The sequence below is a fragment of the Cupriavidus sp. WGlv3 genome (assembly GCF_023952475.1).
GTDB lineage: Bacteria > Pseudomonadota > Gammaproteobacteria > Burkholderiales > Burkholderiaceae > Cupriavidus > Cupriavidus phytorum.
Genome location: NZ_JALHRX010000002.1, coordinates 318,762 through 345,005 on the forward strand (window position 1 = coordinate 318,762; position 26,244 = coordinate 345,005).

At 70.2% G+C, this 26,244-nt stretch carries 17 protein-coding genes; 3 read left to right on the forward strand and 14 right to left on the reverse strand.

Annotation, left to right across the window (positions count from 1 at the left end; translation table 11 throughout):
* Positions 1 to 54 precede the first annotated feature (54 nt).
* Genes copD through MKD38_RS04885 form a run of 4 tightly spaced genes read right to left on the reverse strand, consistent with a single transcriptional unit; the run spans position 55 to position 4,395 of the window.
* Complete coding sequence (gene copD / locus MKD38_RS04870; protein WP_252674917.1) at positions 55 to 1,002, reverse strand: copper homeostasis membrane protein CopD; 948 nt, start codon at positions 1,000 to 1,002, stop codon at positions 55 to 57.
* On the reverse strand, positions 1,003 to 1,389 hold the full coding sequence (copC, locus tag MKD38_RS04875; protein ID WP_305882509.1) for a copper homeostasis periplasmic binding protein CopC: 387 nt from the start codon (positions 1,387 to 1,389) through the stop codon (positions 1,003 to 1,005).
* Positions 1,390 to 1,438: 49 nt separating this feature from the next.
* On the reverse strand, positions 1,439 to 2,494 hold the full coding sequence (locus MKD38_RS04880; RefSeq protein WP_252674918.1) for a copper resistance protein B: 1,056 nt from the start codon (positions 2,492 to 2,494) through the stop codon (positions 1,439 to 1,441).
* On the reverse strand, positions 2,494 to 4,395 hold the full coding sequence (locus MKD38_RS04885; RefSeq protein ID WP_252674919.1) for a copper resistance system multicopper oxidase: 1,902 nt from the start codon (positions 4,393 to 4,395) through the stop codon (positions 2,494 to 2,496). Before MKD38_RS04885 ends, MKD38_RS04880 begins: the two co-directional genes overlap by 1 nt.
* A gap of 179 nt (positions 4,396 to 4,574) precedes the next feature.
* Here MKD38_RS04885 and MKD38_RS04890 point away from each other — a divergent pair, with 179 nt between their 5' ends.
* Positions 4,575 to 5,300, forward strand: coding sequence for a heavy metal response regulator transcription factor (locus MKD38_RS04890; protein ID WP_252674920.1), 726 nt, complete (start codon positions 4,575 to 4,577; stop codon positions 5,298 to 5,300).
* The gene (locus MKD38_RS04895; RefSeq protein ID WP_252674921.1) at positions 5,297 to 6,694 is read left to right on the forward strand and encodes a heavy metal sensor histidine kinase; all 1,398 of its coding nucleotides are present in this window, start codon (positions 5,297 to 5,299) and stop codon (positions 6,692 to 6,694) included. The genes MKD38_RS04890 and MKD38_RS04895 overlap by 4 nt, the downstream gene beginning before the upstream one ends.
* A 217-nt stretch (positions 6,695 to 6,911) precedes the next feature.
* Here MKD38_RS04895 and MKD38_RS04900 read toward each other — a convergent pair whose 3' ends face one another.
* The 10 genes from MKD38_RS04900 to MKD38_RS04945 form a co-directional block, all read right to left on the reverse strand.
* Positions 6,912 to 9,392, reverse strand: a complete 2,481-nt coding sequence (locus MKD38_RS04900) for a CHASE2 domain-containing protein (protein ID WP_252674922.1) — start codon at positions 9,390 to 9,392, stop codon at positions 6,912 to 6,914.
* Complete coding sequence (locus tag MKD38_RS04905; protein WP_252674923.1) at positions 9,364 to 11,061, reverse strand: FecR domain-containing protein; 1,698 nt, start codon at positions 11,059 to 11,061, stop codon at positions 9,364 to 9,366. The genes MKD38_RS04900 and MKD38_RS04905 overlap by 29 nt, the downstream gene beginning before the upstream one ends.
* The gene (locus MKD38_RS04910) at positions 11,054 to 11,779 is read right to left on the reverse strand and encodes a response regulator transcription factor (protein WP_252674924.1); all 726 of its coding nucleotides are present in this window, start codon (positions 11,777 to 11,779) and stop codon (positions 11,054 to 11,056) included. Before MKD38_RS04910 ends, MKD38_RS04905 begins: the two co-directional genes overlap by 8 nt.
* Positions 11,780 to 12,026: 247 nt before the next feature.
* Positions 12,027 to 13,397: an exopolysaccharide Pel transporter PelG gene (pelG, locus tag MKD38_RS04915; RefSeq protein ID WP_252674925.1), complete on the reverse strand. Its 1,371-nt coding sequence runs from the start codon at positions 13,395 to 13,397 to the stop codon at positions 12,027 to 12,029.
* Between the two features lie 2 nt (positions 13,398 to 13,399).
* Positions 13,400 to 14,992, reverse strand: coding sequence for a GT4 family glycosyltransferase PelF (gene pelF, locus MKD38_RS04920; protein ID WP_252674926.1), 1,593 nt, complete (start codon positions 14,990 to 14,992; stop codon positions 13,400 to 13,402).
* Positions 14,989 to 15,975: a tetratricopeptide repeat protein gene (locus MKD38_RS04925; protein ID WP_252674927.1), complete on the reverse strand. Its 987-nt coding sequence runs from the start codon at positions 15,973 to 15,975 to the stop codon at positions 14,989 to 14,991. Before MKD38_RS04925 ends, pelF begins: the two co-directional genes overlap by 4 nt.
* Positions 15,968 to 17,407 carry a PelD GGDEF domain-containing protein gene (locus MKD38_RS04930; RefSeq protein WP_252674928.1) on the reverse strand — a complete coding sequence of 480 codons (1,440 nt, stop codon included), beginning with the start codon at positions 17,405 to 17,407 and terminating at the stop codon, positions 15,968 to 15,970. Before MKD38_RS04930 ends, MKD38_RS04925 begins: the two co-directional genes overlap by 8 nt.
* Before the next feature lie 65 nt (positions 17,408 to 17,472).
* On the reverse strand, positions 17,473 to 18,039 hold the full coding sequence (locus MKD38_RS04935; protein WP_371925632.1) for a penicillin-binding protein activator LpoB: 567 nt from the start codon (positions 18,037 to 18,039) through the stop codon (positions 17,473 to 17,475).
* Positions 18,040 to 18,106: 67 nt separating this feature from the next.
* Entirely contained in the window at positions 18,107 to 22,186 is a 4,080-nt protein-coding gene (locus MKD38_RS04940) for a tetratricopeptide repeat protein (protein ID WP_252674929.1), read from the reverse strand.
* Positions 22,149 to 24,914 (reverse strand): bifunctional glycoside hydrolase/polysaccharide deacetylase family protein, encoded by a 2,766-nt coding sequence (locus MKD38_RS04945; RefSeq protein ID WP_252674930.1) that lies wholly within the window; start codon positions 24,912 to 24,914, stop codon positions 22,149 to 22,151. The genes MKD38_RS04940 and MKD38_RS04945 overlap by 38 nt, the downstream gene beginning before the upstream one ends.
* A gap of 1,108 nt (positions 24,915 to 26,022) precedes the next feature.
* Between MKD38_RS04945 and MKD38_RS04950 the strand changes: the two genes are divergently transcribed.
* Entirely contained in the window at positions 26,023 to 26,226 is a 204-nt protein-coding gene (locus MKD38_RS04950) for a cold-shock protein (protein ID WP_010810931.1), read from the forward strand.
* Positions 26,227 to 26,244 lie beyond the last annotated feature (18 nt).

Consider the following 26,244-nt stretch of genomic DNA (forward strand, 5'->3'; position numbering starts at 1 on the left):
ACGCCGGCACGCAAGCATTGGCCGGCCCATGCCGCGAGCGCTAGCCCGCGGCCATCATGCCGGCGTCGGCGACTGCATCCCCAGCACCGCCACCAGCGCCAGCACCAGCGCGGCGGTGCCGGCTTCGAGCAGCAGGCTGCGCCGCAGCGCCTGGACTGCCTGCAGCGCCGGTCCCCGCTCGCCCGTGCGCGCAGCCGCTTCCAGGCGCGGCGCCAGCGCAAACCGGTTCGCCGCGGCCAGCCCGAGCATGGTGGCAAACAAGGCAAGCTTGGCGGCCAGAAGCCCGCCGTAGGACATCGGCGCGAATTCGGGCATCACCGGCCCGACGATGAGCCAGTAGTTCAGCACGCCGGTGATCACCAGCAAGGCCACGATACCGGTACCGATGCGCGCGAAGCCGTTGGCGGTGCGGCTCAGCAGCGCAAGGGCCTCGCCGTGCGGCGTCGCCCCGGGCCATGCCAGCAGCAGGAACGCCGCCAGCGCTCCCACCCATGCGCCCGCGGCGAGCAGGTGGGTCACGTCCGAGGCCAGGTGCAGGTAGCGCACCGCACCGTCGTGCATCGCGCCATGCCCGCCCCACGCCAGCGTGGCGAGCGCCACGCCGCCATACGCGGCCAGCACGGCGCACGGCGCGCGCAAGCGGTGCAAGCGGCCCAGGTTCATGCCGGCCAGCACGAACAACAGCAGCGCCGCCACGCGCACGCACCAGGCCACGCCGAAATCGGTGCCGGTGACGATCATCGCCAGCACATGGGCCTGCAGGGCGGCATAGTCCGACGCGCCCGTCATGGCGCGCGCCATCTCGACCAGGGCCAGCAGCGACAGCGCGATGCCCACGCCGGCGCCACCCAGCGCCAGCGCGCGGCAACGCCGCGCGAAGCGGCCGGCGCGTTCATCCCGTTGCAGTGCGTAGAGACCGAACAGCGGCAGCCCGAACACCAGCGCGAGGTCGAGATAAAGCGCCAGGCGCAGCCCGGCAGCCAGCCATTCCGGCTGCGCCAATTACTTCACCGTGAACGTGACGTTGCCATTGACGGGATGGGTGTCGGAAGAGACCGCGCGCCAGTCCACCCGGTAGCTGCCCGGCGGCAGCGGCTGCGTGGGGGTGATGACCATGGTCTTGGGGTCATCGCTGCCCGAGACCTTCACGGCCATCTTCATCGGCGCATGGTTGGCCATGCCCGGCATGCCGGTCATCACCAGGTTGGCGCCGGAAAACTGGGTGACGAGGTTTTCGGAAAAGCGCAGTTCGATCTTCTGCGGCGCGGGCACCTCGGCCTTGTCGGCGGGCGTCGACACTTCCAGCTTGGGATGCGCGAAGGCAAGGCTGCTGGCCAGCGCGGCGGTGGCCGCAATCATGGCGTGGATCAGGGGGCGATTGGCATGCATGTTGGTCTCCGCTGAGGGATGTAGAAGTGTGATGGTCAAGGCGACCGCATCAGAACCAGACACGGACGCCGGCGACGAAGCGCGTTTCGCCCGACTTGCCGCCGGCGGTGCGGATCATGTCGGCGGTATTGCCGAAGGTCTGGTAGCGCTCCACGCCGATATACGGGGCGAACTGCCGGCTGAACTCATAGCGCAGCCGCAGCCCCACGGTGCCGTTGGACAAGCCGCTGCCGATGCCCACTTCCGGATCGTTCTTGCCGTAGAGATTGGCCTCGATGCGCGGCTGCAGGATCAGGCGCTGCGTCAGCAGCAGCTCATATTCCGCCGACAGGCGCAGCGCGGTGCGGCCGCTGGTACCGACATAGGCAGTGGCATCGACCTCGAACCAGTACGGCGCCAGCCCCTGCACGCCGAACGCCAGCCAGTTGCGCGCCGGGCGCCCGCTGCCGGCGTCGTTGCGCAGGCCCAGTTGGGTGTCCCAGTAGCTGGCCACGGCGTGGCCCCACAGCAGCTCGGTGCGGGCTTCGTGCAGCTTGCCCCTGGAGGCCTCGCCCTCGGCCTTGAGCACCAGCTTGTCGAAGCTGTTGCCGAACCACGCCTGCGCCTCGTAGGCGGCGGCATTGTGGCCGTTGGCGTGGGCCCATTCCAGGCGGTCGACCAGCACCGAGGCGAACAGGTGCTCGTCGGCCATCACCAGCTGGCGCTTGTCGCCCAGCGCGTACTGGCCGACGCCGAGCTGGTAGCCGCCGGAATAGGCGTGCGGGTCGCGCGCGTCGGGCGGCGCGCTGCCGCCCTGCATCTTCATGTCGCCATGGTCCATGGCCGGGGCCGCCTCTTGCGGCGGCGCATTGGCGCCGTCCATGGTCTGGATCTCCGGCTGGTCCATGCCTTGCACCTGGCCGTGGTCCATCCCTTGCATCTGGCTATGGTCCATGCCCTGCATCGCGGCAGGCGCAGCCGGAGCGGCCTGTTGACCTTGGCCGTGCGCATGGCCGGCATGCGGGTCCTGCGCAAAGGCTGCGCCCATGGCGCCCAGCGCCAGCGCCGCGGCCAGCATGGGCTTCTTGTATCCGGGCATAAAAATCGAGAGTTCGGCTTGCTTCATCACGCCACCACCACTTCGCGGAACATGCCCGCATCCATATGCAGCATCAGGTGGCAATGCCAGGCCCAGCGCCCCAGGGCATCGGCAGTGACCAGGAAGCTGATGCGCTGCGCCGGCTGCACCGGGATGGTGTGGCGCCGCGCCTGGAAGCTGCCGTCGGGCGCCTCCAGTTCGCTCCACATGCCGTGCAGGTGCATGGGGTGGGTCATCATGGTGTCGTTGTGCAGGATCACGCGCAGCCGTTCGCCATGCTTGAAGTAGATCGGCGTGGACTTGCCGAACTCGACCCCGTCGAACGACCACGTATAGCGCTCCATGTTGCCGGTCAGGTGCAGCTCGACCTCGCGCCCCGGCCCGCGCGCATCCATGGCCCCGCCGACGGTGTGCTGGTCGGCCAGCGTCAGCACGCGCCTGCCGTTGTTGCGCAGGCCGATGCCGGGGTCGTCGAGGTTGGTGCGGGCCATGTCGACGCGCATGTCGGTGCCGGCGCCATATTCGGTGCGGGCATGGCGTGCGGTCTTGCTGGGCACCCGCAGCGCGTCGGCGGGCGCCATCGCGTGCTGGCTGTGGTCCATGCCGGCATGGTCCATGCCCGCCATCGGCATCGCACCATGGCCGGCGTGGGCACCGTGGCCGCCGTGGCCGCCATCTCCTCCATGGCCGCCATGGCCGGTCATCGCGCCCATCATGTCGGTCATGGTCAGCCATTCGGCCCGGTCCAGCGCGGGCACCGGCGCCGACAGGCCTTCGCGTACCGCCAGCGTGCCGCGTGCATAGCCGGTGCGGTCCATCGACTGCGCGAACAGGGTGTAGGCGTCGTCCTGCGGCGTCACGATGGCGTCGCAGGTCTCGCCCGGGCCGAAGCGGAATTCGTCGACGGTGACGGGCTCGATGTCCTGGCCGTCGACCTGCACCACGCGCAGCTGGAGCCCCGGAATGCGCACGTCGTAGAAGGTGTTGCCCGAGCCGTTGATAAAGCGCAGGCGCACAGTCTCGCCGCGGCGGAACAGGCCGGTCCAGTTGCCCGCCGGCGTGACGCCATTGGCCAGGTGGGTCAGGGTGGCACTGGACAGGTCCGCCAGGTCGGTCGGGCTCATCCGCATCTGGTTCCACATGCGGCGCTTGTCCAGCGCCTGCTTCAGGCCGTCGCGCGACACGTCGCGGAAGAAGTCGACCACCGTGGGCTGGTTGTAGTTGTAGTAGTCGCCCTGGATCTTGAGCTTGTTCAGCACCCGCATCGGGTCTTCGTCGGTCCAGTCCGACAGCAGTACGGTATGGTCGCGATCGGCGTGGGCGCGCTCGTGCCCGGAGACCGGATCGATGACGATGCCGCCATACACGCCGGTCATCTCCTGAAAGCCGGAGTGCGAGTGATACCAGTAGCTGCCGGTCTGCGTGACCTTGAAGCGGTAGGTAAAGGTCTCGCCGGGCGGGATGCCCGGGAAGCTGATGCCGGGCACGCCGTCCATCTGGTAAGGCAGGATGATGCCGTGCCAGTGGATCGAAGTGGCCTCGCGCAGGCGGTTGGTCACGCGGATGGTGACGGTGTCGCCCTCGCGCCAGCGCAGCGTCGGGCCGGGCAGCATGCCGTTGATGGTGGTGGCGATGGTCGGCTTGCCGGTGTAGTTGACCAGCGATTCGCCGATCACCAGGTCGAACTCGGTGCCGCGCAGCACCGGGCCGGCACCGCTGCCCGCCGGGGCGGGCTGCCCCTCGCGCGCGCCGCCGCCGTGCCCGGCATGCTGTGCCCAGGCGCTGCCACCCAGCCCGAGGCCGGCCACCACGCCGCCGGCGGCCAGCCCCTGCACGAAGCGGCGGCGCCGCAGGTCGGGCAAGCCGGAAAGCGGATCAGGCAGCAAATGGGGCAGCGCTAGGCGGCCGGGGCTTGGATGGCGTCGCATGTCACATCGGTTCGGTTAGTAGGCCTGCCAAGCGTAGCCAGCGCCACCCTACCGAGGTCTGACCGGAACATGACAATCCGGTAATCTTGCGGTCATGTTGGCGCCGGCAACGCCGGCGTAGAGTTGCCTGGCCGTAATAAGGAGCGATCGGCCGGCCCGATCGCATAAGGAAAGTGCTGATGAAACTGCTTGTGGTGGAGGACGAGTCCAAGACCGGCGAATACCTGCGCCAGGGGCTGACCGAGGCGGGCTTCGTCGTCGACCTGGTGCGCAACGGTCTGGACGGCCAGCACATGGCCATGACCGAGCCCTACGACCTGATCATCCTGGACGTGATGCTGCCGGACGTGGATGGCTGGCGCATCGTGCAGGCGCTGCGCGCGGGACAGAATGCGGTGCCAGTGCTGTTCCTGACCGCGCGCGACAGCGTGGCGGACCGCGTCAAGGGGTTGGAGCTGGGTGCCGACGATTACCTGGTCAAGCCGTTCGCCTTCTCCGAACTGCTGGCGCGCGTGCGCACGCTGCTGCGCCGCGGTACCGCGCAGATGGCGCTGGACCGTATCCAGGTGGCCGACCTGGTGCTGGACCTGACCCGCCGGCGCGCCACGCGCGCCGGGCGCCGCATCACGCTGACCAGCAAGGAGTTCGCGCTGCTGGAGCTGCTGGCGCGCCGCCGCGGCGAGGTGCTGCCGCGCTCGCTGATCGCCTCGCAGGTGTGGGACATGAACTTCGACAGCGACAGCAATGTCATCGACGTCGCGATCCGGCGCCTGCGCGCCAAGATCGACGACGGCTTCGAGGCCCGCCTGATCCAGACCGTGCGCGGCATGGGCTATGTGCTGGAGGCGCCCGAAGCCGCCGATGAAGCAGACGCGCCGCCGGCAAACGACGGGCAGCCCACATGAAACCCCGACTGTCGCTGACGGCACGGCTCACCATCCTGTTCTCGCTGTCGTCGGCGGCGGTGCTGCTGGGGCTGGGCGTGCTGATCTGGCTGGCGATCGACGATCATTTCGCCGACGAGGACTATGCGGTGCTGGCCGACAACGTGCGGCTGATCGAGAAGATCGCCGCCGACGGCCCGGCGGCGTCATTGCCGCAGCGCCTGGGGCCGGCGCTGGAACACCATGCCGGCTTCGTCGCCGAAGTGCGTGGCGCCAATGGCAAGCGCCTGTACGCCACGCGGGATTTCGATTTCCGCCCGGCGCTGGCCGCCGCCGCGCAGGCGCCGGCAGCCAACGACGCCTTTGCCTGGGAACAGCAGGGGCAGACCTACCGCGGGCTGCGTGCGCAGCTGGCGGTGGCGCATGCTGGTGCACAATCTGGCGGCGAGCCGGGCGCACTGCAGGTGCTGGTCGGCATGGACACGGCGCTGCATGACCATTTCCTGCACGCGTTCCGCAACACGCTAGCCTTCTACGGCACGCTGGCGGCGCTGGCGAGCGGGCTGCTGGGCTGGTGGGCGGCGCGCCGCGGACTGTCGCCGCTGCGCACCATGGCCTCGCGCGCGCGCACCGTGACCGCGCACAAGCTGGACGAGCGCATGCCGGTCGAGACCGTGCCGGTGGAAATGGCCGACCTGGCCGCCACCCTCAACGCGATGCTGGAGCGCTTGCAGCGCGACTTCGCGCGCCTGTCGGAATTCTCGTCGGACCTGGCGCACGAACTGCGCACGCCGATCACCAACCTGATGACGCAGACCCAGGTGGTGCTGTCGCAGCCGCGCGATGCGGCGCGCTACCGCGACGTGCTGGCCTCGAACGTGGAAGAGCTGCAGCGGCTGTCGCGCATGGTCTCGGACATGCTGTACCTGGCCAAGACCGAGCATGGCATCACGCTGCCCAGCGCGGAACCGATCGAGGTAGCGGATGAAGTCGAGGCGCTGTTCGATTTCTACGATGCGCTCGCCGAGGACAAGGGCGTGCGGCTCACGCTGCGCGGCCGCGGCCGCATCACCGGCGACCGGCTGATGCTGCGCCGGGCGCTGAGCAACCTGTTGTCGAATGCGCTGCGGCATACGCCCGCGGGCAAGGGCATCGTGGTGGAGATCACGCCGGGCGCCGACGCGGTGCAGGTGGTGGTCGAGAACGAAGGCGAAACCATCCGGCCCGAACTGCTCCCCGCGCTGTTCGACCGCTTCTTCCGCGCCGACAAGTCGCGCGCGCGGCCCGAGTCCGATGGCGCGGGACTGGGGCTGGGGCTGGCGATCACGCAGGCCATCGTCGCCGCGCACGGTGGCGCAATCGGCGTGTCGTCGGAGGCGGGCAAGACGCGCTTTACCCTGACGTTTCGCGCTTAGTTTCGCGCCTCGTTTCGCGCTTCGTTTCGCGCCTTGGGCAAAAAAAGCCGCCCACGCCAGTTACAGCCGTGGGGGAGCTGGCGTGGGCGTGAAGACCACCGGATGCGGCTCCAGCGGTGCTCCGATGCTACGCAAATCCCCCGTTTGCGACTGCCAACAATTGTGTCCGCGGCCGTAACAGGCAGTGCCCCGAAACGCGTCGCGGGCCGCGATCAGGTCATACCGAGGCAGGCTGCGAGCTCGGGGAAAACGGCAGCTCGATGCGGAACACGGCACCCATGCCGGGCTGGCTGCGCACGCTGGCCTGGCCGCCATGCCGCTCGGCCACGGCGCGCACCAGCACCAGACCCAGCCCGGTCCCTTCCGGCGCGCCCTGCTGGCCCTCGTGCAGCCGCGCAAACGGCTCGAACAGCCGGGCCTGGTCGGCCTCGGCAATGCCCGGCCCATGGTCCTGCACGGCCACCACGAAGCGCTGCGCCGCGCGCGTCAGCGACACCGTCACGGTCGCGCCCGCGGGGCTGAACTTGATCGCATTGCTGACCAGGTTGGCGATGGCGCGCACCAGCAATGCGGGTTCGCCCTGCAGCACCGCGGGGTCGTCGGGCAGGTCGATCTGCAAGGACACCTCGCGTGCCTTGGCCAGCGCCCACAGCTGGTCGGTGGCGTCGAGCACCAGCCCGCCGAGCTCCACTTCCATGAACGCCAGCGTCTTCGACTCCGCGCGCGCCACGCTGATGAAATCGTCGGCCAGCGTCAGGGTGCGGCGTGCATGCGCCGCGATGCGGGCCAGCACGCCGCTGTCCGCGGCGGCATCGCCCGGGCTGGTGCCGACGCTGGTGCCCGCCTGATGCGCGCGACGCTGTTCCAGTTCGATCAGCGCCAGGATCGACGCCTGCGGCGAGCGCATGTCGTGCGACAGGAAGCGCAGCATCTGCTCGCGCTGGCGCTCCGCCAGGCGGATCGCTGTGATGTCGATCACACTGACGATCAGGCCTGCCACGGCGCCGGATTCGCCATGCAGCGGCGCGCCATGCAGCAGGTAGCGGCGGTCACCGCGCCCGGACACTTCGATGCCGCCCTCGGGCACCGGCGCCGGCGTCCGCGCCGCGGGTGCGCCGGCATGGCGGTCATGCAGCGCCTGCCAGTACGCCAGCGCCGGTGCCGGCGCCGGGCACACCGCCTCGATCAGCGCGCGGATGCCGGGGCGCGGCACGCCCGGCTCCGCTGGCCCCTCGGGTACGCGCGCCAGCACCGCCGGGGCCAGCGCCACGCAGCGCCGGTTGGCCAGCAGCACGCCGCCGTCCAGGTCGCAGATGGCGGTGGCATCGGGCAGGCTTTCGATCCCGTCGGAGAGGAAACGGCGCAGGCCGCGCAGCTGCGCGCTGACGCCGTAGACCGCGCGCATGCGGCTGTCGAGCGTGGCGCCGGCGTGCCGCGGCGCGGGCATCACGCCGGGCTCGCGCTCCAGCCGCGCCAGCTCGTCGCTGAGGAAACGCAGCGCCGCTTCCTGGCGCAGCCAGCTCCACAACGGATAGAACAGCACGCAGCCCAGCACCGCGGCGGCCGGCGCGAACCATAGCCGCGCCAATGCCAGCAGCGCCAGCGAGCCCAGCAGCAGGCCCGCCAGCAGCAGCCCGGTGGCGACCAGCGCGCCGCGCGGCGGCAGCCGCAGCGCCGCCAGCGCGGCCAGCAGCACCGCCAGCAGCGTGCCGCCGGCCTGCCATGCCGGCGACACCGCGACAATGGCATCGCCGTCGCTCACCGCCTGCACGGTGTTGGCCAGGATCTCGACGCCGCTCATGCCACGGCCATCGCGCGAGACCGGCGTCGGCAGCACGTCGCCCATGCCGGTGGCGAGCGCGCCGATCAGCACCGCCTTGCCGGCAAACCTGGCCGGATCGATGCGGCCTTCGAGCACGTCGCGCACTGACACGCGGGCAAAGGTGCCGGGCGGGCCGGCGTACGGAATGCGCAGGCGGCCGCTGCGTTCCCAGCCATTGGCTTCGGCGACCACGGCCGGCTCGTGGCGCACGCCTTCGGGCAGCGCGCCGGCGCGGCCGAAGCCAGCCATCACCGCGGCAAGGTGCGGCACGCCGGCGGCGGCGACCGGGTGCGGGCCTTCGCGCAGATAGACCTGGCGCGCCACGCCGTCGGTATCGACCACCATGTTGATATGGCCGACGGCGGCGCCCAGCCCGGCCAACGGGTAGCGCACCAGCATGCCGGCGGGGCCGGGCTCGGCCAGCACCGGCAGCACCACGTTGCCGGCCAGCGCCATGCTGCGCGCCAGCACGGCGTCGTCTTGCGGATATCTGGTATCGCGCTCGGACAGGATCACGTCGACGCCGATCACGCGCGGGCCGCCGGCGCCGATGCGTTCGATCAGCTGCGCCAGCACCGCGCGGCGCCACGGCCAGCGGCCGATGGCGGTGATGCTGGCGTCGTCGATGCCGACGATGACGATGTCGTCGCGGGCGGGATGGTGCTGGGCGCCGATGGCGATGTCGTAGGCGGCCAGGTCGGCGCGTTCGGTCCAGCCCTGGCGCGCCGCCAGCATCACCAGCGCCAGCACCGCGGCGGCCAGCAGGCACCATTCGACCAGCGTGCGCTGGCCGAAGGCGCGCCCCGCCGCGCGCGGCTCCGCGCGCGCGTGCGGCGCGCGGTTTGCGTCAGCGGAGCCGGATGCGGCCACCGCCATCCGGCCGGTCGCCCGAACCGATTGCGCCGCCCTGCCCGTCGCGCAGCATGGCGATGACTTCAATGCGCTGCGGCGCCGAGAACGCGGCCGGGTCGGGCGCCACGCCGGGCGCGGCGCGCGCCACACGGATGAAATAGACGCCCGGCGCGGGGCGCGGCAGGTCGATGGCGTTGGTGGCGGTGTGTTCGTCCGCCAGCAGCGTGGCGAAGCCCGCCTCGGCCGCCAGCTGCACCCGGTAGCCAGGGCCGCCGCCGCCATCGGGCCAGCCGATGTGCAGCGCGCCGCCGTCGTCCTGCAGGGTCGGCACCGGCGGCTTGGGCTCGACGCGGAACGGCACCGCGTCCGACCACGGGCCCGGCAGGCCCGCCGCATCGACGCTGCGCACGCGCCACCACCAGCGGCCCGGCGCCAGCGCCCGCGCGGCGGGCGACGCGGCGGCGCCGTGGACGGCGGCGTCGCGGGTAAAGGCGGCATCGGTGGCGAGCGCCAGCTCGTAGCTGGCCGCAGCCGGCACCGTGGCCCATTCGAAGCTGACGGCATCGGCATAGCGCACCGCATCCGCGGCGGGCTGCTGCGTGAACGGTGCCGGCGGGTTCAGCCGCACCGAGACCGGCGCCTGCGCATCATGGCCGGTCAGCTGGTGCCGGTCGATGGCGCTGACGCTCAGGTACAGCGTGCCTTCCGGCAGGCCTTCGACCCGCACCCGGGCGGCATCGGCGCCGCTGGCGGTGCCGGTCCAGACCAGCTCGCTCAGCGCCGCATCGCGCGCCACCCGCACGCGGTAGGCCACGGCGCCCGGCACCGGTTGCCAGGCCGCCTCGAACGACGGCCCCAGCACGGTTTGATCAGGCGGCAGCAAGGCCGGCGCCGGCAGCAGCGCCACCGGTTGCGACAGCCTGCCGCCGGCCGACACGGCGATGCCGTAGCCGGCCTCGAGCGACGCCGCCGCGGTCATGGCGCGCTGCGGTGCCGCTGCGGTTGCCGCTGCCATTCTTGCGCGCGCGGCGCTGACGCCGACCCGGCCTTGCAGCACCTCACTGCGGCTGCCGCCGGCATCGGCCGAAACGCGGTAGCGGGTGCCGCGCACGCCGGTCACCATCATCGGCGTATGCATCTCGAAGCGGCCGACGCCGCCGCCCTCGGGCGCCACGCGGGTCTCGGCCGCGCCCTGGTCGATACGGATCACGGTGTCGACCAGGCCGCTGCGCGTGAAGGTTCGCAGCCGGTTCACCGCCACCGTGGTCGCGGGCGGCAGCGTGACGCGGGTGCGGTCCGGCAGCTCGAGCGTGGCCGAGCCGCCGGCCGGGGTCTCGATGCGCGCGGCCTCGTCCAGGGTCATGCCGACCTGCACCGGCCGGCCGTTGGCGCGCACCCCGCCGCTGACGTAGACCACGCGCGCCGACGCCGCCTGTTCCGGGATCTGGGCGAGCGGGATGCGCACGCGCGACCCCGGCACCAGCCGGTATGGATCGGCCACGCCGTTCAGGCGCTGCAGCGTGCGCCAGCCCTGCTCGGATGCCATGTAGCGCGAAGCCAGCCCGATCAGCGTATCGCCCGGTTCCACCACGTAGATAAAGTCGGCGCCCTGCGCGCCCGCGGGCCCGGCCTGCGCGGGCACTGCCGCACCGGCCAGCAGGGCCAACGCGATACCACGCACGACCCTACGCATCGCGGTCCTCGTCCGCCTGCGCTTCGGCCGCGGAAATCTCTTCGAAACGATAGCCGTGCGAATACACCGAGGTCAGCCGCACGCCGTTCTCGGGGCGCAGCGCCAGCTTCAGGCGCAAGCGGGAAATATGCGTGTCGAGCGTGCGCGAGCCCGCCCCCATGGCGCGACCCCACACCGCCTGCTCCATCACCTCGCGCGCCAGCAGGCGCCCGGTATTGCGGAACAGGAACAGGGCCAGCTCATATTCGCGCGGCGACAGCACCGCGGCTTCGCCGCCGACGGCGATGGTGCGCGCGTGGGTATCGACGGTGTAGTTGCCGCGCCGGATCAGCTCGACTTCCTGCGCGGCCTCCGGATAGGCGCGGCGCAGCAGCGAGCGCACGCGCGCGACCAGCTCGCCGGCGCGGATGGGCTTGAGCATGTAGTCGTCGGCGCCCACCGTCAGCCCGTCAACGATATCGGCTTCGGCGGTGCGGCTGGTGACGAACAGGATCGGCGGCATGTTGCCGGACTTCTGCCGCACCCAGCTGACCAGTTCATAGCCGCTGGTGCCCGGCAGCTGCCAGTCGACCAGCAGCAGGTCGTAGGCGCGTTCGCGCAGCGCGCGCAGCAAGTCGGAACCGTTGGCGAAGGATTCGCATTCGAAACCGGCTTCGCCCAAAATCTGCCGGATCAGTTCGGCCTGATCCGGATCATCCTCCACGGATGCAATTCGCATACCTCTACACCCTTCTGCCAGCTTCCGACTGCAACTGCGGTCTCTGCCACGGCGTGTCGACGGCCCGGCCGGCAAGTCATTCTTTGTATTTCACCCTGGCAAGGGGGGCGCGGCCGTCGATCTGAACCGGCGGGCCAGGCCGAAGCCCGCCGGCTGCCGCAATGTTACCCAATCGCGGCCCATTCCGTCGAGACGCCCCGACGAGGGGTGCGCCGGCGTGCCCACCGGGCACCATCGCTGCCACGCGCTATTGCAGCATGTAGGTCTCGTACTCCAGCCGCTCGAGCTTGTGGTCGAGCATGGCCAGCGCCAGCGCCACCACCACCAGCAGCGACACCGCGAAGCCATAGCCGTACCAGGCCGGTCCCAGCTGCAGCGTCACCAGCGTCAGGGCGCAGTTCAGCACCACGAACAGCGCGGTCAGCAGCAGCACCTCGCGGCGCCGGTCCAGGTAGAAGTAGATGTTGAGCACGCCCAGCAGCACCACCTGCAGGCTGGCGCCGATCACATCGACGTACAGCAGCGGCAGGTACAGCTCGGAAATACCCAGCAGCCGCAGCACCCAAGTGCCCACCGCGAACAGCAGCAGCGCGGCGATGGCCTGTACCTTGACGATCTCGTACAGGCCCAGCCGGATGGTCTGGACCATGGTGTTGCGCATGTCCTCGATATGCTCCAGCGAACTGCCGCCGCGCACCGCATCGTAGAACGCGTCGTAGTACTCGACGAAATCGGTCTCGATGCGCACCAGGAACACCGCCATGCCGGGAATGATGGCGAGGTACGCCAGGAACACCGGGATGTCGTAGATGATCGACGCGCGCAGCGGGCCGATCACCTGGTGGCCGGTAGATGGCGCATACCAGAACATGAACTTGTCGATCCAGATGCCCAGGTTGTAGAGCAGCCCGATCGCCACCAGGCTGGGGTAGGCATAGCGGTGCCGGAACACCTCGAACGAGATGAACTGGCGGCTGGTGTAGTTGCGGTAGATCAGCGTCACCATGCCGGTCAGCAGGCACAGCTGGCCCGCGACGAACCCGCCCAGCAGCCCTTCCATGCCGAAGCCGCGCAGCCCCAGCGCGGCCGCCACCGAGACCGCGTAGCCCAGCAGGAAGGTCCAGACGATGGCCTTGTACTGCTTCATGCTCGACAGGAAGATCGCGGCGATCCAGATATTGCTCAGCGCCACGAAACCCGCCACCATCAGCAGCCGGTACAGCACCGACTGCGCGCCGAAGCTGAACACCGCGCACGCCACGGCGATGCCGCCCGACAGCACCGTGGCCAGCAGCGCCACCGCGTGGTAGTTGCTGAGGATCAGGTGGTCGCGCTTTTCGAACAGCCGGTCGGAGGTAAAGCGCGTGAACGACAGCTGCATCGGCCCGGTCAGGATCAGGCTGCCCGCGATCAGGTAGGTCACCGAGACCTGGAACTGCGTGATCAGCGTGCCCGGCACCACGAACGGCAGGCTCAGCATGCCGATCAGCAGGATGCCGACGATCGACAGGATCCACGGCCCCGAGCTGATGATGCCGGCATACGCATAGGCGCTCAGCATGCCGGACAGGTTGTCCCGCCGCAGCATCTTGCGCAGCTCGAATCCAATGCCCGCCATGCTCAGGCTCCTCCGTGGACCGGGCAGCGCGCAGGATTGCCGCCGTGCCGGGCTGCGTCGGGCGCGGCGCCATCGGCCCGCGCCATCAGCCGTTGATACAATTCGCGGTAGCTGCCGACCATGCGCTCCTGGGTGTAGTAGCGCTCCACGCGCGCCACGCCGGCGGCCTGCGCCGCCTGCCAGCGCGCCGGCTCGCGCAGCAGCCCGAGCGCAGCCGCGGCCAGCGCGGCGGGATCGGCGATGCGCACCACCTCGCCAGCCGGCCCCAGCGCGGCGTCCTCGCCGGGCAGGCCGAACAGCAGCTCGCGGCACGAGCCCACGTCCGTGGTCACGCACGGCACGCCGGCGGCAAAGCCTTCCAGCACCACCAGCGGCAGCGCTTCGCTGATCGAACTGAGCACCAGCACGCCCACCTGCGGCAGCAGCGCGTCGATGCGCTGGAAGCCGAGGAATTTCACCTTCTTGCCCAGGCCCAGGCTTTCGGCCAGGCTGCGGCATTCGCGCGCGTATTCGGGGTCTTCGTCCTCCGGGCCGGCGATCCAGCCTTCGGCCTCGGGGTATTCGCGCACCACTGTCAGCATCGCGCGGATAAAGGTCTTGACGTCCTTGATCGGCACCACCCGGCCGATCAGGCACAGCACCGGCGGCACCCCGGGCTGGCGCCGCGCGCGCAGCGGCGCCAGGCGCGGGAGGTCGATGCCGTTGGGGATGCTGCGCGTGCGTGCCTCGGGCGCGCCGTCCTGCACCTGGCGGCGGCGGTTGCCCTCGTACAGCGCGACGATATCGTCGCCGGCGTCATAGCAGACCCGGCCCAGGGTTTCGAAAAAGCGCACCCACAGCTCGCGGAAATAGCTGATCTGGGAGATGTCGCGCTCGAACACATTGCGGTTGTCACGGATCCACTGGCTCTGGAACAGGTCAATCTTGCGTTCCTTGGTATAGATGCCGTGCTCCGACACCAGCAGCGGGCGCTGGTTGCGGTGGCGCAGCAGCGCGCCGAGAAAGCCCGCATAGCCGGTGGAGACCGTATGGTAGATGCGCGCCGGGATCAGCCCGTCGGCAATCCGCACCAGCTGCCACAGCGGCTTGTGCATGATACGCACGGTCCAGAAGTAATCGGTGAAGGACGGGTCGGTGCAGAAGCGCCGGTATTGGTCGGTGATGGTCTGCCAGGCACGGCGGCTGTACAGGAACGCGTCCTCGCCCAGCGCGCCGCCCTCGCGCAGCGCCGGCATCAGGTCGCGGATCATCGCGCCGGCCTCGGCCTCGCGGCCGGGCTCGCGCAGCATCTCGTGCAGCCGGTCGGCGGCATCGAACGCCTTCGCGTCGCCGCCGCGGCCCTGCGCCAGCGGTGGCGGCGGAAAGTCATAGAGGTAGTGCGTTTCCAGGTGCACCACGTTGGCCGGCAGCTGGTAGGCCATGTCGCCATAGTCCTCGCGCCGGCTGCCGATGAAGACGATGCCGAAGCGCAGCTCCGGAAACGCGCGGATCATCTGGTTGACCCAGCTCGACACGCCGCCGCTGACGTACGGGAAGGTGCCTTCGAGCAGCAGCATGACATCGGCGGACGCCGCTTTCAACAGGATCTCGCTCATGATTGCCAGTACCGCAGCAGGGGCCGCACCAGTGGGAGCGGCGAGGGGCTGTCAAAGGATGCCATCAGCTGGCGCACCGCGGCGTAGTCGCGTTCCAGGTAGGCTGCTTCGGCCAGGTGCGGCAGCACGCGCTCGCGCGCGAAACCAAGCGCCTCGGCGCGCTGCAGCCAGGCGCGCGCCTCGCGCGGGGCGTTGCGCGCCAGCGCCAGGCGTCCGCGCATGTACCACAGCGACGCAATGCTGTCGTCATGCGACAGCGCCGCGCTGGCGTAGCGCTCGACCTGGCTGGCGGTATAGCGGTAGACGTCGCCCTGCACCAGGTTCTGGTAGATCAGTTCCCAGTACAGGTCGGCCAGGCGCTTGCTGATCTCGGCGCGCTCGCCCGGGCTGTAGGCGGTTTCCAGCCGCGGCAGCTCGGCCAGGATCTGCTGGGTCAGCTGCTTCTCGGCACCGTCCAGCATGCCGTAGGCCAGCAGCCGGATATCGTCGGCGCTGTCGGCCAGCAGCTCGCGCAGCACCGGGCTGACGGTGCGCGCCGGCATCGACTGCATCGCCACCAGCGCGGTCATGCGCTCCGGCAGCGGCGCGCGCGCATTGCCTAATTGCGCCCGCAGCCGCGCGCCGCCGCCATGCGTGACGCGCGACATCAGGTGCGTGACGAATTCGGGCAGGCCGACGGTGCCGATGCCGCTGGTGTCGATGCCGCGCGGGAACAGCTTCGACAGCAGGTAGCTGCCCACGCACACCAGCGCGCCGCCGAGCGGCACGAAGAAGCAGAACAGCGCCAGGAAGCCATAGCTCCACGCGAACGGCACGCGCAAGCGCCGCGGCAGCAGGCGCCACAGCAGCAGCGCCGTCAGCGCCGCGGCCACCGCCTGCGTGCCCAGGAACGCCAGCAGCAGCGCGGTGCTGTTGCCGGCGCGCGCCAGCAGCGCCAGCGCGGCGATCTGGGCGGCCAGGCCGCCGGCGCCGAGCTTAAACATGGGGCGCTTTCCCGGCTGCCGGTGCCGGCCGCGCCGTCGTGCCGTCCACCTGGGCCCGGCGCAGCAGCTTGACCAGCGCCTCTTCGGCACCGCTCGCGGGCACCGCCAGCGAGTAGACGCCGATGCCGGCGCGGGTGAAATCGGTGCCGAACTGCGCGCGCAGCATGTCTTCGATGCGCACCAGGTAGGCCGCCACGGCCTGCGCATCGGACAGCGGCATCAGCGTCAGCATGGCGCGATGGTGGGGATTGACCAGCGGCCAGGCCACGTCGAGCGCGCGCCGGCTGCGCACCACCTGCTCGAACAGCGCATCGCGCTCGGGATCGGTGTCGAACACCAGCGCCACCACCGAGCTGTCGATGCCGGTCTCGCGCTGCAGCCGCGACAGGCGAGCATAGTCCAGCGCAAACGGATACGGGCACGCCGGCAGCGCCGCCAGGATGGAGCGGGTGGCGCCGGCATGCTCGACCCCGTCGGCGTAGTAGCCCAGCAGCACCATCAGCATCTGCAGGTTCTCGTAGTTCAGCGACAGGAACGGCATGCGCTCCACCACCAGCAGGCCGATCAGGTGGTCGGAGCCTGCCAGCACCGGCGCCACCGCCACGTAGCGGGTGCGGGCATCGTGCTGCAGGCCGTCGGCGCGCAGGTGCGCGAGCTGGCGCGTGTCCAGGCAGTGGCGCACCAGCGGATCGGTGGGGTCGAGCGTGAAGGCCGGGCCGATGCTGGCCGCGGGCTCGGCCTCGACGCGCTCGCCATCGCAGGCGTAGAGCGCGGCCGCCTCGACCTGGCAGGCCTGCGCCACCACCTGCAGCACCGGCTGCGCGCCGGCCAGCACGTGGCCGCCGCGGGCGGCCTGTTCCAGCGCCACGCCGCGCAGCTGCGACAGGGTGTCGCGCAGCGTGGTGGGCCGCGCCAGCAGGTCGTTTTCCAGCCGCGAGTGGGAGATGCGCAGCAGGTAGTGGTTCTTGGTCAGCGCCGCCAGGCGCTCGTCCAGGTAGCGGTTCACGGCGCGCGCGCGCGCCAGGCGCGTGCCCCAGATATCGCCGAACTGCCCCGCCACCAGCACCAGCAGCAGGCCGCCCAGGAAAAACAGGCGCGGGAACGGGCCGGGCATCACGCCGGTCTGGTGGTACACATACCAGGCGCCCAGCAGCATCAGCACGCTGCCCACGCCGATCAGCGTACCGTAGCGCAGCGCCAGGATCACCGGCAGCAGCCAGGCCCACGGAAAACCCATGCCCAGCAGCAACGGGTTCTGCGGCAGCACCAGCCAGGCCAGTCCCAGCGCGGCCAGCATCGCCACCACCAGTTCCACCACGGCGGCCGGTCCGGTGACCGCGGGCGCGAGCAGGCGCGCATAGCGCCCGCCCAGGCCGATGCCCTGTCCCTGCCGCGCGCGATAGGTGTTGTCAGCCGTCTTGGCCACGCTCATCCCCTTGCTTCAACCATCCATCGCCGCGCTGGCGCGGCGCCGTGCCGATCAACGCCATCCTCACCTCAGCCCTGCATCAGCGGCGCCAGCAGGCGGCGCAGCAGCTTCTGCGCGGTGCCCGACAGCGAGGCGCGGCTCCAGCCGCTGTCGCTGCCGGTGGCGGACCACACCACTTCGCCGCTGTTTACGTCGAGCAGCTGCAGCGAGATGCCGACCGCCGGCTCGCCGTCCACGCCCACCTTGTAGCGCCATTCCTGCACCGCGCCGGTCAGCGCATAGCGGGCCTTCTCCGCGCGCGCCCATTCCAGCGCCTTGCCCACCGCCTCGCGCTCGGCCGGCTCGAACAGCGTTTCCGGGTTCAGCGCGGCCGGATAGCGCTTCAGGCTGGCCACGCCGCCGGTCTTGAGCAGGCTCTCGGCGATGGCTTCGGCGCGCAGGCCGGCCTGCGGCGTCTCGGTGTAGTTGACGATCGGCAGCACCGCGATGGTCTCGCCGCGCGCCAGCGCCGGCGCGCGCCCGACGTCCGTCACCGCGCAGCCCGCCAGCCACAGCGCCGCGCCCAGCGCGCCGCACCATGCCGCCAGCCGCCTCGCCACCGTCTTGCCCGTCATGCCCGTGCCTTGCTTGTTCATGTTCATCCCCTTTTTCGGTATTGCCATATCTGTTGATGCCCCGCCTGTCCTGCCATGCACCGCGCGCTCAGTACAGCCAGCGGTAGCGCAATCCCAGTTCCGTCATCGGCCGCCCGCCATTGCGCGCCGCGGTCTCGTGCGAGACATAGAGCGCCAGGTGGTCGTTGCCGAACACCGAGCCCGCCACGCCGCCCTGCACGCGGAAGTTCTGCCGCGCGCGGGTGTCGTGCAACAGTCCGATCTCGCCGAACGGCCGCCACTTGCGGGTGTATTCGTCCAGCAACTCGGTGCCGAAGCCCAACAGCACGCCAGCCTGCGTGAAGCCCTGCGGCATGTAGAACGCCGGCGTCGCGGCATCGCCGGCCGGCACCAGCGTGGCCTGGCGCGGCGTCAGACTGCCGCCCTGCGTGCTGTAGCTGGCATGCGTCGCGACCACGCGCACGGTGTAGTCCGGATACGCGGTGCGGATCTTGTAGCCAGCCTCGACGTCATACACCATGCCGTGGCCCAGCGTGCTGCGATCCTGGCCGCGAAAGCGGCTGTACTCGATGCGCGCGCCGACGAACTCGCGCAGGCTGAAGCGCCACGTCGCGCCCAGCCCGAGCACGTCCTTGGCGCCGCCCACGCGCAGCGGCGCGGACTCTTCGGCCGGCTGGTTGAGCCCCGCCAGCGTGCTGAACTGCAGCCGCCCCTGCTGGTTCCACTCGCCGAAGAAGCGCGCCGTGGCCATGGTGTCGAGGCCCTCGCGGTAGCCCGCGGTGGCGCGCCAGCGCTGATTGTTGTCGCGGTAGCCCAGCGACAGGTCGGCGCGCCGGTCCGACGACGGCACGTTGGCGAGCTGCCGCGGATCGGTGCTGCGCTGGTCGCGCCAGGTGCCGCGCAGATTCAGGTCATAGCCATCCCACAACCGCACGCCGCCGGCCAGGCTGCCTTCGGTGAACTCCAGCGGCTTCTGGTGCAGGAAGCGCACGCGCGGCTCGATCGCCTGGGCGTTGAACAGCAGCGTCTCGCGCAGGGTTTCCTGCAGCGCGTCGTCGGAGCGCGCGCGCTCCTGGGCCTCGAAGGCCAGCGTCTGCGCCGCACCCAGGCGGTCCAGGCGCTGGTTGGCCTCGATCTGGCTCGCCACCGGCACGCGGCCCGCCTGGCGCTCGAGGATGCGGTCCAGGCTGTTCAGGTCCTGCCGGTCCAGCGCGATCGCCAACTCGGCATACGCCGGGCGCTGCAGCCGGCTCGCGTACTGGCGTGCCAGCCAGCCGCGCGCCAGTTCGTTCGATTCGGCCGACATCGCCCACGCCAGCGCGGCATCGCGTCCGGCGGCCGACAGCGCGGCCTCGCGCCGCGCCGCGTCGCGCACGATCTCGGCGGGGACGGGCTCGCGCAACGGCGGCAGTCCTTCGATCTCGCCCAGCTGCGACGGCGCGTCCGCGTCGGGCGGGCTCAGTTCGCGCGCCGCCGTGGAAGCGCGGTCGGCGCGCAGCATCTGGATCACCAGCGCGCGCGAGACCTCGCCCGAGGCAAAGATCTGCCCCAGCGCCACGGTCTGGCGGCGCAGGTCCGCGCGCGACGGCGCGCCCGAGGCGTTCTCGCGCTCCTCGTCGCCATCGGCATGGTCCGGGCGCATGCGCGCGGCGCCAGCGCCGCGCCGGGCCCAGCCACGATGCAGGTCGATCCACGCCTGCCGGCGCACGCGCCAGGCCATGTCGGTCTGGCCGACGGCTTCATAGGCATCGGCCAGCAGGCTGAGCCAGAGCGGATCGGCGCTCTGGCCGTCGTTGAGCCTGCGCAGGTAATGCAGCGCCGCGCGCCCGTCATGGAAGCGCATATGTCCCGCGGCGAAGGCGCCCCACAGGTCGGGATTGTCCTCGGCCTGGTCCTGCAGGCGGCGCATTACCGCGCGCACCTCGGTATCGGTGCCCTGGTCGACCAGCGTCCACAGCAGCGCCGCCAGCGTTTCGCTGTCGGCGTCCGGCAGGCCCGCGGCATGGCGCAGGTCGGCCAGGGCCTGCTCGCGCTGGCCCGTCACGCGGTAGTACTCGGCGCGCCGCATCAGGAAGCGGCTCGACTGCCGCGCGGCGCGGCGCTGCTCCGCACTCATGTCCTGCAGCAGCCGCTCGATGCGGCGGTAGGCGTGGGCGCGCGTGTAGTAGTACAGCGCCAGCTCCAGCGAGGCCGGGCTGGCGCTGCGGCGCCAGTCGGTCTCGGCGATGCGGCCGGCGTCGATCGGGGTCTTGTCGTAATAGGCGATCAGGTTGGAGAAGTCCGCTTGCTGCGTGGCGCGGACCTCGGCCATGCAGTCGTTGCGCGCCGGGCCCTCCGGCAACTGCCGGCAGTGCTCGTCGCGCGTCTGCGCGGTCGCCATCATCAGGTGCCGATAGCCGTCCTGCAGCAGGTCGTCGCGCTGGTTGAGCCGCGCCAGCTGGGTGAACGTGCGCCAGAACAGCTGGTCGCTCGGACCCGTCGCGGCGCGCGCCGGCAGCATCGCGTCCAGCGCCTGCGGCAGCCGGCCGCGCACATAGAGCAGGTTGGCCAGCTTGAGCGCGTAGGCCGGGCGCGGGCCGAAGCGCTGCTGCAGCTGCGTATAGAGCTGGAAGGCGCGCTCGTCCTTGCCGGCGCGTTCGGCCAGCGCGGCGTGGCGTTCCATGATATCGCGCGCCTTCGGGCCACGGCTCAGGCCTTCGAGGAAGCGCATGGCCTCTTCCGGCTCGCCCAGGCGTTCGTAGGTGGCCACCACCTCGTCCACCGTCTTCAGGTCCGAGCCGCCCGCGCGGTGGCGCAGCGCGGCCAGGTAGGCGCGATCGTCGGACAGCCCCGGCGCCAGCCGCATCACCGCGTCCCACGCGCGCTCGTCATTGGTGGCGCGGGCATAGTCGAGCCAGCTCTTCAGCGCCACGGCCGGCTGGCGGTTCCATTCCGCCACCTGCGCCAGCCGCTCGCGCCAGACCGGCTCGCCCGGCAGCCGGCGCACCGCGGTCTCGGCCACGCGCTGGGCCTGGTCGAGCTTGCCCGCGGCCAGGAACACGCGATAGGCCAGCTCGTAGTCGTCGGCATTGAACTTCGTGTCCTCCGGCTGCGCGGGCGCGGCCTGCTGCGTCGCGATCCTGCGCACGCCGAGCTGGCCGGAAGCGGCCAGCGCCTCGCGCAGCGCCAGGCCGCGCGGCCCGTCGAGAAACACCACGCCGCGCTCGCGCCACGGCTGGCTGGCGGCGATGCGCCGCACCCCGGCCTCATGCGCGGCCAGCGCGGCCGGCTCCGCATGGCCGGTGCCGCGCAGCCGCGCCGACACCTTCAGCAGCCGCTCGACATAACGGCTGGCCTGCTCGGGCTTGTTGGCCGCCAGCGCCAGCCGGGTCAGGTAACGCAGCACCTCGGGGTCGTCGAGCAGCTTGCCGCCGTGGCGCTCGGCCTGCGCCAGCGCCTCGTCCAGCAGGTTGCCGGACTGCAGGGTCTGCACCGCCTTCAGGAACAGCGCGCGCCGCTCGGCCAGCGTGGTCGCGGCCGCCTGCTGCGCGAACAGTGCGTTGGCGGCGTCGCGGTAGTCGCCGCCGGCAATCGCCATTTCCGCCAGCTGGCGGTTCCAGAACGCCGCGTTGTTGCGGTCCTGGCTCGCCAGCGCCGCATAGAAGCGGCGCATCGCCCCATCCGCGCCGGCCTGGCGCGCCTGCGTCGCCAGTGCCTGCAGCTCCGCCACGCTCCAGCGGCGGCCGGCGGCCTGCTCCAGCAGGCGGCGTAGCTGCACCAGGTTCTGTTCGCGTTCGGCCGTTTCCGGCAGCGCGGCCCAGGCGCGTTGCTGCGCGATCTCGATGCGCGTGCGCAGCACCTGACCCGACAGGTCGGTGCCCTGCACCGCCTGCATCCGCTCCAGCATCGCCTGCGCGTCTTCCAGGCGACCGGTGCGCGCGTACTGCTCGGCCAGCACGCCCATGAAGGCGGGATCGTCGGGCGTGACCTTCCACCAGGCTTCCAGGTAGGCCATGGTCAGCCCGTCGATGGTGCGGCCCTGCCCCAGCAGCCGATCGCGCAGGGTTTCGCGCGGGAACATCAGCGCCAGGCCGATGCCGACGATGGCGGTAAAGGTCAGCACCAGCGTCGGCGGCAGCAGCCGCTCGCGCTCAGCCGGCGCAGCGGACTTCGACTTGTTGCCTGACATGATTGGGGTCGGTCACGGGTGCGGTATCGACGCGCAGCGTGTTGCGTTCGCGCACGGCCGCCACGGCCTTGCCATCGACGCTGACGCGGCAGTGGCCGGCGTTGGCCAGGCGGAAGAACGGCTTGAAGTAGCCACTGAAGGCAAAACGGGTGACGCCGTCGCGCTGCGACCAGTCGCGCACGATGCCGCTGGCTTCCGCCAGCTGCGGCGTGGCCGGCGCCGGGGCCGCGGCCTCGCGCACGTCAAAGCGCGCGTCGCCGCCGTCCAGGTGCAGGTAGACGCCGCCACCGGGCGCCGGCGAGGTTCCGGTCACGCCCTTCGCCGCGGCAACGTCGGGCAAGCCCGTGCCGCTCCAGCGCAGGTTGCGCAGGTTGCCGTCGCCGCGCACGATCCATTGCGTGCCGCGACTGCCGGCGCTGCCGTCGCCCACTTCGCGCGCCACCGCCATCTCCTGCCAGTCGAGCACCTTGCGCACGTAATCGGTCGAATGCAGCGGCAGCAACGGCTGCGCCAGCACGTAGTCATAGACCTTGCGCAGCGCCTTCAGCGACGCCGCCTTGGTGCCGGAGTAGCTGTGGTAGTAGATGTTGACGGGCTTAAAGCGATACGGCCGGTCGGTCAGCTCGAAGGTCTCGATCACGCGCTCGAAGCCGTAGAACGGGCCGTGCCACAGGTTGGTGTAGACGTTCTCGTTCTGGTTGGGCGCGAACACCTGGAAGGTGCCGCCCGGCTTGTTGATGCCCAGCGGCGCGATCGCGGTCCAGCTGGGATTGCTGCGCGTGATCAGCGTGTCGCCGCCGTTCATGTTGAACACGCGCGCCTGGTCGGTCAGCCGCAGGGCCTCGGCCGGCGGCTGGCAGTCGCCCGACCACAGCAGCAGGCTGACCGGCTTGCCGGCCGGCGCCAGGCTGCGGTTGATGTAGTCGATGGAACCGCCGATCTCGCGGTTCAGGTCCATGGTGTAGCCAGGGATGTTCAGGTGGAAGGCCTCGTCGCCCCCGCCCGCCGCGGCGTTGCCGCCCTGCGCTGGAACCGTGCGCGCCCACGCGAACGGGTGCGAGAAGGTATGGCTGGCCACCTCGACATAGGGCTGGGCGAAGATCTTGCGCGCGATCGGCTCGAGCTGGGCACTGAGCTTCGGGTACATGCCGTCGCGGCTGATCTCGCCCTGGATCACCGACATGGTCATCGGCAGCCGGTAGCGATCGAAGATCTCGCGGAACAGCACCTCGCCGGAGAAGCCGCCGCCGGGAATCTCGGCGCGCGAGGCAAAGCCGTCGCCATCGATATGGATGGTCAGCAGCCGCCGGCCGTTCTCGGTGGTGACGTCGGGCACCGGCATCGCGGGCAAGCGCAGCGCCTCGCGCAGGAAGTCCAGCGGCTGCACCACCCAGCGGCTGTCGGCGGTGCCGATGCCGCTCTCGTGCACCGCATACGGCCCCAGCACATAGCCGCCCCACGGCGTGATGGCCGCGGCGTCATAGGTCAGCGTGCCCGAGCGCAGGCGCAGCAGCGTGCGGAAGCCGTCGCCGTCGGGCACCTGGATCGCCTCGGCCTGGTTGCGGTCGGGCGCCACCGGCATCTCGAAACCCATCATCGGGTCCTTGGCCAGCACCTCGACCGGCCCCGACACGCGCCCCCTGACCGCCTTCAGGCCGAAGCCGCGCGCCACCGCGCCACTGACGCTGGTGCCGAAGTCGTTCAGGAACACCACCGGCATGCCCTGCGCCATGCGCGCCTGCACCCAGGTGTGGAGGCGGCCCGGCTGCGCCGTGACCTTGCCCGTCAGGTACATCACCACGCCGGCATAGCGGTCCGGGCCGATCTCGGGCAGTTCCTCGCTGGTGTCGGCAAACTCGACGCGGTAGCCCAGGTAGTTGAGCGGCATCGAGACAAAGCGCACGCCCTCGGACTGGTCGATCGCCACGCCCGGGCCGCGCTCCTGCACCACCAGCACGCGCCGCGGCAGCACTTCGACCTTGCCGATGCCGATGGTCTGCAGACCGGGATCGGCCACATAGGGGGTGATGCCCAGCGCGCGGATGCGCCGCGCGGTGTCGCGCGCGCAGCGGCGGTCCGCCGGCGGGCAGTAGTCGATCGACACCACCGGCAGCCGGTATTGCTCGCGGATGGTGCGCGCCTGCGCCAGCAGCCAGTCGCGGTCGGCCTGCGGCACCTCGACATAGCGGCCCTGGGCCTGGTTCCAGCCGCGGAACAGCGACTCGAAGGCGACGGCATACGCCAGGCCGTGCAGCTGCGGCAGGATCTCGAAGCCGCGGTTGAAGATCAGCCGGGCGTCGGGGTAGCGCCCCTTGATCGCGCGCACCACGCGCACCAGGCCGGCTTCCTGCCGCGCGCGCTCGGCGTCGGTTTTGGCGGCGAGCTGGTACGAGTCCAGGGTATCGAGGAAGAAGCCGCGGAAACCCCGCGCCCACAGCGGCGCGATCACCTTGTCGACATAGAAGGCGGGCCAGCCGTCGGCCGCCTGGTCGATCACCGGCGCGTTCCACGCGTCGTTGCGGCCGACGAACCAGCTCTTGGGAATGTCCTTGAAATACGGGCGGCCTTCCAGCACCTCGCCCACGCTGACATAGGCAAACCAGGCGGTCGCGGGGGTGGCGACCCGGCGCGGGTCGAAGCCGCTGTCGGGTTCGACCACGGCGATATCGAAGGCCTGCAGCGCGTCGACCGGCGGCTTGGCGCCGTAGTGCAGCGCGATCGACGGCATTGCCGGAGCGCCTGCCGCAGCGCCGGACGCCGGCTGCGCCGCGGCGGCCCCGGCCGTTCCAAGGGCAAGCGCCAGCGCAGCGCGCTGCGCCAGATACGTAAGCCAGGCCAGCCATCCCGGCCGGCATGGCGTGCGGCCACCCCGGCCGCGCCGGCTGCCTTGCGCTTCCCCCAGTCGATTCACAGCTTGCTTCCTTTTATTTTTGCGCACCCGAAGTGCACGGTGCCAGACATTTTAGAGGCGGTTTGGGACCGCGCGGCGCCTGGTTCTGACCGTCAATTCGGAAAAGTCCGATGGTATCCGGCCTCCGCATGCTAGAGGAGTCGCCGGGCCCGTATTGTCAACAATTGTCCCGAAAAGGAGACAAGGAACTGGCTTGCACGTTAACGGTTGCCTTCCCGGACTGATGGTTGCGCCACCGGCACTGGCAGAAGCCCGGGAAGGATGGATTGGCGCTGGGCCCGGCGACGTCCGCTGTCCGTTACCGGATTTCCGGACAGCCCGGTTTGCCACTACATGAAATCTTTGCGTTCATTCTCTTATGTATGGACCCGCATGCAGGCCATTGACTCATGTATTGACATGGATAACCTGCCCGCTGTCACGGGTATTGTGGTTTATCCGCATAATGTTATATCCGGGCCGGACTGGCCTCACCCGAACGCGGTAGAACGGTGCCGTAAAAATTTGTAAAAAAGATGGCACCAGCTTGCAGCGGGCGGCAGCTCATTATGCACGACCACATGGCACGCGGCCCGGCTGCGGTGCACGCACAGGCAAACGCACCAATAAAAAATCAGGGAATTCACTGAACCGGTACTGAAGTAGAAAACGCTAATATCTCCTGTCGGAACCTCTCATCATGATTAGGCGCTTAGCCTGATTGACACACCGGGAAAATTCGGCAGAATGATTCCCACTTGTGCAGCGCCCATTCGGTGTGTCATTTGGTGTTGTCGTTCCCTGACGATTTCGGTTGTCACGACAGCGACATCTCGAAGTCATATGGAATGCGCTGGCGGGGAACATAAAGAGATCCGCTGGGTGCGTTGCACACGGTGTATAACGAGCGTTTTCGCTCATTTTGAAATTCAAGGTTGAGATAGACATGGAAACCGGTACCGTTAAGTGGTTCAACGACGCCAAGGGCTTCGGCTTCATCACGCCGGATGAAGGCGGCAACGATCTGTTCGCGCACTTCTCCGCAATTGAAGGCAATGGCTTCAAGTCGCTGAAGGAAGGCCAGAAGGTGCGCTACGTCAAGGCCATGGGCCAGAAGGGCGAGCAAGCCACCAAGATCCAGGCCCTCTGATACCGGTGAGGCCCGGGC